The 12,241-nt window shown below is 73.5% G+C and carries 12 protein-coding genes; 7 read left to right on the top strand and 5 right to left on the bottom strand.

Going from position 1 to position 12,241, the window contains the following annotated elements; genetic code table 11:
• Nucleotides 1–45 precede the first annotated feature (45 nt).
• The 5 genes from A3CQ_RS0138505 to A3CQ_RS63785 all read left to right on the top strand — a co-directional run bounded on the left by A3CQ_RS0138505 (nucleotide 46) and on the right by A3CQ_RS63785 (nucleotide 5,595).
• Entirely contained in the window at nucleotides 46–645 is a 600-nt protein-coding gene (locus A3CQ_RS0138505; protein WP_020516305.1) for a TetR/AcrR family transcriptional regulator, read from the top strand.
• Nucleotides 646–754: 109 nt separating this feature from the next.
• Nucleotides 755–1,843 (top strand): S8 family peptidase, encoded by a 1,089-nt coding sequence (locus A3CQ_RS55570; protein ID WP_020516306.1) that lies wholly within the window; start codon nucleotides 755–757, stop codon nucleotides 1,841–1,843.
• Nucleotides 1,830–2,414 carry an RNA polymerase sigma factor gene (locus tag A3CQ_RS0138515; RefSeq protein WP_020516307.1) on the top strand — a complete coding sequence of 195 codons (585 nt, stop codon included), beginning with the start codon at nucleotides 1,830–1,832 and terminating at the stop codon, nucleotides 2,412–2,414. Before A3CQ_RS55570 ends, A3CQ_RS0138515 begins: the two co-directional genes overlap by 14 nt.
• Nucleotides 2,411–2,971, top strand: a complete 561-nt coding sequence (locus tag A3CQ_RS0138520; RefSeq protein WP_020516308.1) for a hypothetical protein — start codon at nucleotides 2,411–2,413, stop codon at nucleotides 2,969–2,971. Before A3CQ_RS0138515 ends, A3CQ_RS0138520 begins: the two co-directional genes overlap by 4 nt.
• A gap of 92 nt (nucleotides 2,972–3,063) precedes the next feature.
• Nucleotides 3,064–5,595: a CHAT domain-containing protein gene (locus tag A3CQ_RS63785; RefSeq protein WP_020516309.1), complete on the top strand. Its 2,532-nt coding sequence runs from the start codon at nucleotides 3,064–3,066 to the stop codon at nucleotides 5,593–5,595.
• 80 nt (nucleotides 5,596–5,675) lie between these two features.
• On the opposite strand, the gene A3CQ_RS63790 is transcribed toward A3CQ_RS63785, so the two are convergent.
• From A3CQ_RS63790 to A3CQ_RS0138550, 5 genes are all read right to left on the bottom strand, one after another.
• Nucleotides 5,676–6,842, bottom strand: coding sequence for a methyl-accepting chemotaxis protein (locus A3CQ_RS63790; RefSeq protein ID WP_020516310.1), 1,167 nt, complete (start codon nucleotides 6,840–6,842; stop codon nucleotides 5,676–5,678).
• 71 nt (nucleotides 6,843–6,913) lie between these two features.
• Entirely contained in the window at nucleotides 6,914–7,099 is a 186-nt protein-coding gene (locus A3CQ_RS0138535; protein WP_020516311.1) for a DUF1918 domain-containing protein, read from the bottom strand.
• A gap of 1,331 nt (nucleotides 7,100–8,430) precedes the next feature.
• Nucleotides 8,431–8,757 carry a hypothetical protein gene (locus A3CQ_RS0138540; protein WP_157296829.1) on the bottom strand — a complete coding sequence of 109 codons (327 nt, stop codon included), beginning with the start codon at nucleotides 8,755–8,757 and terminating at the stop codon, nucleotides 8,431–8,433.
• Nucleotides 8,758–8,772: 15 nt separating this feature from the next.
• Nucleotides 8,773–9,126, bottom strand: a complete 354-nt coding sequence (locus A3CQ_RS0138545) for a hypothetical protein (protein ID WP_157296831.1) — start codon at nucleotides 9,124–9,126, stop codon at nucleotides 8,773–8,775.
• A complete protein-coding gene (locus tag A3CQ_RS0138550) occupies nucleotides 9,087–9,443 on the bottom strand; it encodes a hypothetical protein (protein ID WP_020516314.1) in 357 nt (118 codons plus the stop codon). The genes A3CQ_RS0138545 and A3CQ_RS0138550 overlap by 40 nt, the downstream gene beginning before the upstream one ends.
• Nucleotides 9,444–9,597: 154 nt before the next feature.
• Between A3CQ_RS0138550 and A3CQ_RS0138555 the strand changes: the two genes are divergently transcribed.
• Nucleotides 9,598–10,989, top strand: a complete 1,392-nt coding sequence (locus A3CQ_RS0138555) for an AMP-binding protein (protein ID WP_020516315.1) — start codon at nucleotides 9,598–9,600, stop codon at nucleotides 10,987–10,989.
• Nucleotides 10,990–11,059: 70 nt separating this feature from the next.
• On the top strand, nucleotides 11,060–12,127 hold the full coding sequence (locus A3CQ_RS0138560) for a MerR family transcriptional regulator (RefSeq protein ID WP_020516316.1): 1,068 nt from the start codon (nucleotides 11,060–11,062) through the stop codon (nucleotides 12,125–12,127).
• Nucleotides 12,128–12,241: the final 114 nt, after the last annotated feature.

Here is a 12,241-nt window from a genome sequence, read left to right on the forward strand (position 1 = left end):
TTGTTGGCACTGTGTCAACAAGGCGCGGCCGGTAAGGTCCACTTCGTGAGTCTCGATACCGGCCAGCGCCGCCGCCTCGAACCGGACGCCCGGCGCGAGCAGATCCTGTCGGTGGCCGTGCGCCTGTTCGGCGAGCGCGGCTACGCCGACGTGTCCACCGGTGACATCGCGGCCGGCGCGGGCGTGGCCCGGGGCCTGGTCAACCACTATTTCGGTACGAAGAAGGAGCTGTACCTCGACGTCATCCGCGTGATGCTGACCGTGCCCGAGGCGGCCCTGACCCTGCTGCCGGCCGGCGACCTGCCCACCCGGGCCGACGCGATCGCCACCTGGTTCCTCGACGTGGTCTCCCGGCACAGCACCTCCTGGCTCGGCGCGATCACCGCGGGCGGGATGGCCGGCGACGCCGACGTCGACCGGGCGATCGCCGAGGCCATCGACATCGCCGCCGACCGGGTGCTCACCGCGGTCGGCCTGCCCGGCGGCAACCGGGCCCGGCACGCGATGGCCCGCGCGTACGTGGGGCTGGCGACCTCGACCGCCCGGGAGTGGCTGCAGCGCGGCGAGCTCACCCGCGCCCAGGTCCACAAGCTCCTCACCGCGACCCTGCTGACGATGGTGGACCAGGTGTTCGCCGACGCGTGACCGTTCGGGTGAAGGTGTCCGGCTCGTCCGCTGGCCACGATGGGTATCTGCGCACCTCGTGCGGCCACCTCATCGGTGACCGAGACACGCCAGACCCGGAGGCGGACCCATGCGCATCATCGACAGCGAGGAACCACAGGAACACTTCAGCGACGACACGTTGCTGTTCTTCCCGAGCCCCAGCAAGCCCGTCGGCCACTTCAACGACCTGCTTCACGCCCACCACCACGTCCGGCCCCTCGGGACGCCCGTGCACATCAGCGGCGCGGTCCATGTCGTACCGATCGTGGACGGCTCCGCCGCCGAGGAGGTCCTCGGCCGGCTCGCGGCCCTGCACGAGGACGCGCAGTTCGCCCGCGAGCCCGCCTTCGCCGACGGCACGCTGGTGATGGTCGCCAGCAAGCCCGTCGGCCACGCCGGCCTCGCGTTCGCCGAGATCGACCCGCCCGCCAAGCTTCCCAGCCGGGAATTCCCGGCGCCGCCCGCCCCGCTGCGCCGGCCGGTGGTCGCCCTGCTCGACACGGGCGTGCAGACGACGCACACCTGGCTGCCCGACACGGTGCCCGGCGACCCGTTCCTCATCGACGCCGAACAGCTGACGCCGGCGTGGGAGCCGGACGAGGTGACCGGGCGGTTCGTCGTCCACCGCGAGGAGCCCGCCGTCCCGCTGGTGGGGCACGCCACCTTCATCGCGGGCCTCATCCGGCAGGGGGCGCCGACCGCGCAGGTGCTTTCCGTACGGGTGATGAACGAGAACGGCCGGGCCAACGAGGGCAAGGTGTGCAAGGCGTTGCGCTGGCTGCTCGGCTACATCGAGCGCGGCAACCCGGTCGACGTGGTGTGCATGGCGTTCGGCCGGGTGCCGGGCGACCACTCCGACCAGCGGCTGCTCGACGAGATGAAGTGGCTGCTCGGCGAGCTCGCCGGCCAGGGCGTGCAGCTGGTCGCCTCGGCCGGCAACGACCACCAGGACAGCCCGATCTACCCGGCGGCCTTCGACACGGTCACCGCCGTCGGCGCGGGCTTCGGCCACTACCACGCCGATTTCAGCAACTACGGTGACTGGGTGGACCGCTACCGGGACGGCGTAGACGTGTTCAGCATCCTGCCCGGCGAGAAGTGGGCCCGGTGGACCGGCACGTCCTTCGCCGCGGCGAACTTCGCCGCCGACATGGCCCGACCCCATGTCGTCCCCTGACGCGATCGACGCCGACGCCCACCTCGGCTCGCTGCTCGAACGGGCCCGCGACGGCGACCGGGAGTCGCTGCGCGAGCTCGTCCGGGTGCTCGACCCCGTGCTGTGGCGGGTCGCCCGCGGCCAGGGCCTCGGCGCCGAGGATGCGGCCGACGTGGTGCAGACGTCCTGGCTGGAGCTCATCCGGCGACTGCACGAGATCCGTACGCCCCGGGCGGTCACGGCCTGGCTGATCACCACGACCCGGCGGGAGGCCTGGCACCGGCAGCAGCGCTCCCGCCGCGACGTGCCGGACGGCGGGGCGGCGGTGCAGACGGCGGTCGATCCCGGGCCCGCGCCCGGGGAGCGGCTGATCGCCGACGAGCGGGACCGCGTGCTGTGGACCCATTTCGAGCGGCTCTCCGCACGCTGCCGCGACCTGCTGCGGATCGTCGCCCAGGTCGAGCGCCCCGACTACACGGTGATCGCCTCGGCCTTCGGCATGCCGCACGGGAGCATCGGGCCCACCCGCTCGCGCTGCCTGGCCAAACTGCGAGCGATGCTGCTGGCCGATCCCGCTTGGGGCACGCCATGACCGATCCCCGCGACAACTTCGACCCGTCCCTCGACCCGTCCCTCGACCCTTCCTTTGACCCTTCCTTTGACCCTTCCCTCGACTCTCCTGACGACTTCTCCGAGGACGAGATTCCCCTGGACGACCTCGACCTGGACATCCTCGCCCGGATCGGGCGCGACGACCCGCCGCCGGCCGACCTCGACGAGCGGGTGCTCTTCGCGCTGGCCCTCACCGACCTGGACGCCGAGGTGGCCCGGCTGGCGGCCGGCTCGCCGGCTCTCGCCCGGGCGGGCGAGCAGGCCCGCACGGTCACCTTCGACGCGGCCAGCCGCACCGTGATGATCACGATCGTGGAGCGGGGGGACAACCTCGTGCGGGTCGACGGCTGGCTCGCGCCCGGCGCCGCCCTCCTGGTCGAGCTGCGCCTGCCCGAACCGGCCGCGCCGCGCGTGGTGACGGCCGACGACACTGGCCGGTTCGTCCTCGACGAGGTCCCGCACGGCCTCGCGCAGCTGCTCATCCACCCGCCCGACGCCGGTACGCCCCGGGTGGTGACGCCATCGCTTCTGCTCTGACCCCGCCCGTTCTCGCGGGGCGCGCCGCCGACCTGTACGCCGCCGGCCTCGCCGCCAGCGAGGACGGGCGTCCCGCGCTCGCCGTGCGGCGGATGCGGGCGGCGCTGCGGCTGGCCGGCGACGCGGAACCGGAGGCGCGCGGGCGGGTGCTGGTCAGCCTGGCCTGGGCCGAGTCGGAGCGGGGGCAGGTCGCCCTCGGGTTCCGCCTGCTGGACGAGGCGGAGCCGCTGCTGTCGGCCGACCGGCGGGCGGTGCTGCACGCCCAGCGCGCGGTGCTGCTGTGGCGCAACGGGCGCAACGACCTGGCGCTGGCCGAGTACGACCGGGCCGTCGCCGGCCTCACCGAACGCGACCGGCCGCTCGACCTGGTCAAGGCCCTCAACAACCGGAGCATCCTGCGCCTGGAGGCCGGCCAGGTCGGCGCGTCCCGGGACGATCTGCAGCGCGGCTTGCGCATCGCCCTGCGGCAGGACCTCACGATGATGGCCGCCGTGATCCGGGTGAACATCGGCTGCCTCGACGTCGCGGCCGGCGACCTGCCGGCGGCACTGGGCGCGTTCGCGGCCGCCCGCCCGGCCTACGAGTCGATCACGCCCGGGCGGCTGCCCGCGCTCGCCATGGAACGAGCCCGCGCCCTGATCGCCGCGGGCCTGTTCCGGGAGGCCGACCGGGAGGTCGCGGGCGCGGTGGCGCAGATGGGCGAGCAGGGGCAGGACCACTACCGGGCCGAGGCGCTGCAGACCCGGGCCGAGGCCGCGCTGCTGGCAGGCCGGCCGGCGGCGGCGGCCGAGTGGGCGGCGGCGGCGCGTGCCGGTTTCCTGCGCCGGGGAAACAGGCGGCGGGCCGCGCTGGCCGAACTGCTCACGCTCCGCGCCGCCCTCGCCCTGCTCCCACCGCCCGGCGCGGAATCCTCGACCCGCTCCGCCGGCGCGACGGGATCGCAGGGCGCCGCCGGCGCGACGGGATCGCAGGGCGCCGCCGGCGCGACGGGATCGCAGGGCGCCGCCGGCGCGACGGGATCGCAGGGCGCCGCTGGTTCGGCGGGGGAGCGGGCGGAGGTGGCGCGGCGGGGGCGGCGGCTGGCGGGGCAGTTGCGGCGGTTCGGGCTTCTTGAGGACGCGCGGGTGGCGAGCCTGGTGGCGGCGCGGGCGGTGGCGGGGGAGACGCCGTGGGCGGCGGCTCGGCTCGTGGACGCGGCCGGGGCGCCGGGGCGGCTCGATCGGCTGGACACTCGACTGGTCTGGCGGCTGGCGCGGGCCGAGGTGCAGGCGGCGGCGGGACGAAGCCGGACGGCGTCGCGGGAGCTGGCGGCGGGGATGGAGACGCTGCATCGGTACCGGGGGCGGTTCGGGAGCCTCGACCTGCAGACGGGGGCGTCCGCGCATGGGCGGGACCTGGCCCGGGCGGGGCTGGCGGGGGCGATCGCGGCGGGGAAGGCGGGGGAGATCTTCCGGTGGGCGGAGCGGGGGCGGGCGCAGGCGCTGCGGCTGACGCCGGTGCGGCCGCCGGACGACCCGGGCGTGGCGTCGGCGCTGGAGGAGCTGCGGCAGACGCGGCAGTCCCTGCGGGCGGCGGAGGTGGCGGGGGCTCCGGCGGCGGGGCTGCGGGGGCGCGCCGAAAGCCTTCAGCGGCGGATCCGGGAGAGTGCCTGGGCGCTGCGCGGGTCGGCGGGCGGGGCAGCCGTGGCGCCGCTGTCGGCGGTGCGGGGTCGTCTCGGCGGGACGGTGCTCGTCGCGTACGTCTGCGATGGAAAGACCCTGCACGCGCTGGTGGTGGACGACAAAGCCGTGACGCTCCTGGCTCTCGGTCCGATGGCGGAAGCCGAGGAGGCGGTGCTGCGGGTGCGCGCCGACCTGGACACGGCGGCGGGGCGCGCGATGCCGGCCCGGCTGGCGGAGGCGGTCGGGTCGGCGACCCGGCGCGACGCGGCCGTGCTGCAGAACGCGGTGCTGACGCCGCTGCTTGGGCTGATCGGCGACCGCGAGGTGCTGGTGGTGCCGACGGGACTGCTGATGACGGCGCCGTGGGGGATGCTGCCGGCCTGCGCGGGACGGCCGGTGACGGTGGCGCCGTCGGCTACGGCCTGGCTCGCGGCCTCGTCGGCGCAGCGTCCGGCCGGGGCGTCGGTGCTGGTCGCGGGGCCCGACATCCGGGAAGAGGTGTCGGCGCTCGCGCGGATCCGGCCCGGTAGCACGGTCCTGACGGGTTCCTCGGCCACGCCGGCGGCCACACTCGCCGCGCTGGACGGAGCCGGGGTGGCGCATCTGGCGGCGCACGGGCGGCACGAGGCGGAGAACCCGCTGTTCTCGGCGCTCGATCTCTGGGGCGGGCCGTTGCTCGGCTATGACCTGCCGCGGCTGCGCCGGCCGCCCGGTCTGGTGGTGCTGGCCAGCTGCGAGCTCGGGCTGACCGAGGTACGGCCGGGGGACGAGTCGCTGGGCATGGCGTCCGCGCTGCTCGCGGCCGGGACCACGACCGTGGTGGCGAGCGTGGGCCGGGTGGCCGACGAGCCCGCCGCCGACGTCATGATCGGCTTCCATCGCGCGCTGGTCGCCGGCCGGTCGCCGGCCGTGGCGCTCGCCTCGGTGGCCGCGGGCACCGGATTTGTCTGCCTCGGTGCCTGATTCGTCCGCGCCGGTGCCTGACTCGTTCGCGTCGGTGCCTGATTCGTCCGCGCCGGGGCCCGATTCGTCTGCGTCGGTGCTCAGGAGTTCTCGAAGGCCCGGTTGATGTGGGCCTCGATCTGGCGCTGGGCCTCCGGCGAGACCTCGGTCAGCTCCAGGCCCAGCTCAACCTCGTCGCCGAGGTCGCGGCGGCGCGCGACGTGGGTGCCGACGGTGATCGACATGCCGTCGACCGTGGCGGCGGCGTGTGCCTTGTCGCCCACGGAGAGCGGGGTGCGGGACGGGACCGCGCAACCAAGACCGCCGGTGCTCAGGTCGGTGAGGCGGCCGGCCACGGGCTCGGCCCGCGACGGTACGCGCAGCAGCACCTCGCCGTTCGCGCCCAGCCGGTCGGAGCGGCGGCGCTCGAGGCGCTCGGCGACTTCGGACAGGTCATGGATCTGCGCCATCGTCGCGTCGACGGTGCTGTTCAGCCGCTCGACGATCTGGTGCTGGTCGTCGGCAATGCCGTCGAGCAGGCCCATCGCCTGTTCGATCTCCCCGACGTCCTGCACGATCGCGGCGAGCGTGCCGCCCATCTGCTGCACGTCCGCCTCGAGCGTCGCGATCGTGGTGGCGATCTGCTCGGTGGAGTTCGCGGTGGTGTCCGCGAGGTTCTTGACCTCGCCGGCGACGACGGCGAAGCCCTGGCCCGCCGCGCCCGCCCGCGCCGCCTCGATCGTCGCGTTCAGCGCGAGCATCCGGGTCTGCGAGGCGATCTCGGAGATCACGCTGGCGATGCCCGCGACCTGATGCAGGCTCTCGTTCAGCGCCGTCGCGGCCTCGTCGGCGCTGCGCGCGCGTCGCACCATCGTCGCGGCGGCCTGGCTGGTGTGCGCCACCCGTTCGTGGGTGGCCATGGCGGCCTGCCGCGCGGCGCCGACCTGCTCGACCACGTCCCGCAGGCGCTCGCCGATCACCGCGCCAGTGTCGTCGATGGCCTCCTTGGCCCGTCGCCGGAGTCGCCCGTTGACCTGCCGCTGCTCCTGCTCGGCGGTCCGGATCCGCTCCTCCCGGTCGGCACGCATCTGCTCGATCTCGGCGGCGCGCTCGCCCAGGAGCCCCGCCATGTCCTCCACCGACCCGTAGCCGGCAGCCTCGACCGCCGCCGCGAACTGCCGCTGGTCACGGCCGCGCTGGCGGCGAGCCCCCAGGACATACGCCACCCAGGCCACCGCCATCCCCAGAACGATCCAGAACCAGGCCAAGCGTCGGTTCTCCGTTCCGGCTGTCTGACGATGCCCCTACGAGATACTCATCGGCGCGTCAGCCGCCCGATTTAGCCGCGTTCGACGTGCGCCTCCGGCCCCGGGAAGATCAGCCCCGAATGCCCGTCGTCAAGCCACCGCACCTCATAAGGCGGCGTCCCGTCGGGATGCCGAAGCGCGGTGACAACACCGACCCGAGTCGCGTCGCCGACGTGGACCCCCTTCACCACGATCCGGTCGCCCACCTGTGCGTTCATGGTCACCTCCGGCGTGCGTTGGTTCCCCTCCTGGCAGCATGACCCCACCCCGCCGTGCGGTCCAGACAATGGCCTCATCGGTGCCGTGAGACCGGCGCACGGCCGAACGACACCAGCAGTCGACGCCGAGCAGCTGCCGGCGAGCAGTCGACGCCGAGCAGTCGACGCCGAGCAGTTCCGGCGCGTGCTGGCGGCGTGCTCCCGCCGCCCGGCAAATAGGTATCTACCCCGACCAAAGAATGACGAAAGCGTGACGCCGTTGGCAAAGATACTCGAATGCGTTAATTGTGCTCACGCCCGATATTGCTTGACGGGACGAAGAATGCAGTCTTTGCGCTGTGCCTCGGCCCGCTGCGCATTCCTGCCCTGCCGCCAGATCTACCGCCAGGGCGCCGCGGTCCACCGCGCATCTGGCCGACAAGCCTCGGCCCGGCTCGCTTCCGGTTGGCAGGGCTCGGCCTGGCTGGCTTCTGGTTGGCGGGGCTCGGCCTGGCTGGCTTCTGGTTGGCGGGGCTCGGCCTGGCTGGCTTCTGGCTTGCGCGGCTCCGGTGGGCTCGCGTGTGCCCGGCGTGTCTCGGGTTGGTCCGCGTCCGCTCCGAATCGCGCGAGATCGACTCGCGTCGTGCCGGCCCGCCCATGGCTGACGCGCTTGCGGTGCGCGAGCCTCGGACCGACGCGTTTTCGGTCCGTGCACCTCGGGTTGACGCGCCCCGGGCCGGAGCTCCCTGGGATGGCTCGGCCGTGCGTTGACCAGCGGAGACCTGGCCAATCGGGCTCTTCCTGACCAGGCGCGGCCCAGCGTGGAGCTGCTCCGTTCGCTCGTCTGCGGGCGCCCGCTCCACGAGCGGCCGGACTGCGTGCGGCCGATCCGCAACCGGCCGATCCGACCGTGGGCGATCATCGACCGGCGCAGGCGCAGGCGACGGGGCCTGACTTCGTTTCCGGGCGCGCCACCGGGCCGTGGCCTCGCCCAGCACCGGAGGGCCAAGGCCGTCGTCGTGTGCATGGTAGAGACGCTCGGCGTGTCTGCGGGCCAAACCCCAGGCGCGATGACGCTCGTGCTCCCGGCGGAACGCGTCGCGCTCGGGCGAATAGTTACGAGACTTGGAACGGTCGCGCATGGTGGCCAGTTGAGCGGTGGTGAAGAACTGCATCGGCGTCACGGAGAAATTGTCCTGCGGCGCGGAGCGGGGTGGTAAGTATTGGATCATGCCAAAACAATGTTTCCGAGCACGAAACAATCAACGATGTTGTCATTCCCATTTCTGGGACACGGAGGCGGCAAGCCGCGATCAAGGCGCAGATCTGGCCTCGGGGAACAGCGCCGCCGCCTACTCAGCCGCCGTCTTGGCGGCCCAGCTCCGGTAGTCCTCCTGCCCAGCCATGGCCGAAGTCTCCGCCGGATCAGGTTCGAACAGCCTTCCCGGTACGGGGGAGCTACCCGGCCGGTTGACCACGAGCGCGACGGCAAGCAGCAGGGTCGATCCGCGCGTGACCCAGCCGACCTTGATCGCACCGTGGCCCAGCGTGCCCGGAAGGCCCACCACCCACCCGCCCGCGGCCGGCGCCACGACCGCGCTCGGCCCGGCGATCATCGACCTGCGCCAGAGGGAGCTGCCCGATCGCCCCGGCGGCAGGCCGGCCACGGCGGCCACCACCACCGCGAGCGTTGGTCAGCGAGGCGAGCGCACACCGGCGATCGCGGAAGCGGACACCACGGCGAGCGCGGCGGGTAACCGGCCCAGAACCGAAAAACACGAGGCGAGGATCGCTTTGGCCGCCACATACCCCACGATGCCGATTGTCGCGGTCGCGAGACCGGAACCGACAATGGGCGCCCACGTCAAAAGCGGGCGTAAACCCGGAATGGCGTTCTCCCAACGCCGGTGCGCGGCGAATACCGGCATCCGGGGAAAGAGGATCAGATAACCCAGGGCGACCGTCGCGAGCAATACCGTGGTGATCCATGGGTGGTATCCGGCGTGGCTCACCGAGAGCACGAACTCGACGAGCCCGCGATCAGCCACGCCCCAACGGCGACCGGGCGCGTGGTCCGATACAGCCGCAGGAGCGACGCCAGAAGGACGGCGCCGCCGATGATCGTTGCCAGGAGCAGCGGAAGCGGTGATCCCCACTGCGCGGAGGCGACGATCGACAGGCAGGCCAGGACGGTCCGGCGGCGGCGCTCGGCCCCGCCCCGGATCAGCAGGAATCGTTCGTGCGAGCGGAAGTAGATGTCGATCGGTTCCAGAATGGCGTCGTCCGGGCAGCCTTTTCGCGGGCCGAGTTTCTCATTCGCGAGGCGCAGCCACCAAGAGTCCGGCGTTCCCGCGGCATCCGTCATGGGAATAGGCATACCGGTCTCCTGACTCAGCGGCCGCGTCAGGATTCGACTGCCGACACCGTACGCCCGCCGGCATTTGATCGTTGCTGTTTCCGAAGGCGCCGGAAAAGGATGCCGATTTGAAGCAACCCGGCGAGGCGGGCATCATGCGAGGATGCCGCTGCTCGCCGCCCTGCTCGCCACCGACGATCTCGAGGCCGCCCTCACCGCGCCGGAGGGGAGCTTCTCGCGGCACGACCTCCTCGGGTGGGCGGCGTCGATCGCCGGCGACCTGACCGGCGTGCCGATCGCCGCGGTGCATGCGGCTCCGGGCGCGCCGACCGTGGCCGCCGTCGCCGGAGCCCTGCTCGCCGGCGTGCCGATCGTTCCCGTACCCCCGGATGCCGGTCGGCTGGAGCGGGAGCACGTCCTGAAGGACTCGGGGGCGGCGCTGCTGCTCACGGACGATCCGGCGGCGGCCGGCGAGACCGGCCTGCCGACACTGCCGATCACTCGGACGGACCGGTCCACCACGATCCCCGGGGAGCCGCCCGGCCACGCCCCCGCGCTCGTCCTGTATACCAGCGGCACGACCGGAGCGCCCAAGGGCGTCGTGATCTCGCGGGCGGCGATCGCGGCCGACCTCGACGCCCTCGCCGGCGCCTGGGAGTGGACGCCGGCCGACACGCTCGTCCACGGCCTACCGCTCTACCACGTCCACGGCCTCGTTCTCGGGGCGCTCGGACCACTCCGGCTCGGCGGTCGCCTCATCCACACCGGAAAACCACATCCCGACGCGTACGCCCAGAGCGCCGGAACCATGTATTTCGGCGTGCCCACCGTCTGGTCGCGGATAGCCGCCCAGCCGGAGGCCGCGCGCCGCCTCGCGCCCGCCCGCCTGCTCGTCTCCGGCAGCGCCCCGCTCCCGGCGCCCGTCTTCTACGACCTGCGGGAGCTCACCGGCCAGGCGCCCGTGGAGCGGTACGGCATGACCGAAACGCTCATCACGATCAGCGCCCGGTCGGACGGCGAGCGCCGGCCCGGCCAGGTCGGCCTGCCGCTGACCGGGATCACGACGCGGATCGTCGACGAGTCCGGCGCGCCCTTGCCGTACGACGGCGTCACGATCGGGAATCTGCAGGTGCAGGGGCCGACCCTGTTCGACGGCTATCTGCGCGGCGGCGCCGTCCAATCCTGGGGCGAGGGCTGGTACGCGACCGGCGACGTCGCCACGATCGGCCCGGACGGCTGGCACCGGATCGTCGGCCGCGCCTCGACCGACCTCATCAAGACCGGCGGTTACCGGGTCGGCGCCGGTGAGGTGGAGGACGCGCTGCTGCTGCACCCGGCCGTGCACGAGGCCGCCGTGCTCGGCCTGCCCGATCCTGACCTCGGCGAGCGGATCACCGCCTTCGTGGTCGCCGACCCGATCGAGGAGATGGAGCTGATCGCCTTCGTCGCCGAGCGGCTCGCCGCGCACAAGCGGCCACGGGCCGTCCGGCTGGTCGAGGCGCTACCGCGCAACGCGATGGGCAAGGTCCAAAAATCGCGGCTCCGCGACGCTTGACCCTCCCCTTGGGGCAGACCCCAGGGTGGGTCGTGCCGGTCACCCGACCGGCACGAGGAGGATGACACCCGTGGAGCTGCTCACGATCGGCGTCTTCGCCCGGGCGACGCGGCTGACCCCCAAGGCCCTCCGGCTGTACGACGAGGTCGGGCTGCTGTCACCGGCGGCGGTCGACCCCGAGACGGGGTACCGGCTGTATTCGCCCGGCCAGGTCGGGGCGGCCCGGCTGATCGCGGAACTGCGCCGCATCGGGATGCCGATCGCCGAGATCCGGACCGTTCGCGACCTGCCACCGGGCAAGGCGGCCGAGGCCGTCGACGCCTACTGGCAGCGGGTCACGGCCGACACCGCGTCCCGGGCGCGGCAGGTCGCTCTCCTCGTCGGGCAACTGTCCAGAAGGGACTCCACCATGTCCGACACCCTGCAGGTCCGCTACGCCGTCCGCTGCGACCAGGGCGAGGGCCGCGACAGCAACGAGGACGCCGCCTACGCCGGTGACCGCCTGCTCGCCGTCGCCGACGGCATGCGCGGCCCGGCCGGCGCCACCGCCAGCGCGGCCGCGATCGAGGCCCTGAAACGCCTCGAGCCGGCCGGCGAGCCCGCGGTCGAGCTGCTCACCAAACTGGCCGCGGCGGTCGGCGAGATCGACAAACAGGTGCGCGGCACCGGCGGCGGAGCCGGGACCACGCTGACGGCGGTCGTGCGCCGCGGCTCGCAGCTGGCGCTCGTGCACATCGGCGACACCCGCGCCTACCTGCTGCGCGGCGGCGAGCTGTCCCTGCTCACCCAGGACCACACCTGGGTGCGAAGCGAGGTCGACCAGGGCCGGCTCGCCCCGGCCGAGGTGCGAAACCATCCGCAGCGGGCCCTGCTGACCCGGGCGCTCGGAGCCGGCCCGCAGCCGGTCGAGGCCGACCTGGCGCTGCGCACGGCCCTGCCCGGCGACCGCTATCTGCTCTGCTCGGACGGTCTTTCCGCCTTCGTCGAGCGCGACGAGCTGCGGGCCGCCCTGTCCGGCGAGCCCGATCCCGACCGCGCCGCGCAGCGCCTGGTCGACCTCGCCTACGCGGCCGGCGCCCCCGACAACATCGCCTGCGTAGTCGCCGACTTCGAGGACGGAGCGGCCCATGTGTCGTGAGGTGCAGGTGATGGCCGCGCTGCGCGAGCTCGCCCGCCGGGCGCAACCGCCGCCCGAGCGCCCGGGGGTGAGGCCGGCGCGCCCGCGGTGAGGCCGGGTGGGCGGGGTGCGTCG

The sequence above is a fragment of the Paractinoplanes globisporus DSM 43857 genome, from assembly GCF_000379645.1.
Taxonomy (GTDB): Bacteria; Actinomycetota; Actinomycetes; order Mycobacteriales; family Micromonosporaceae; genus Actinoplanes; species Actinoplanes globisporus.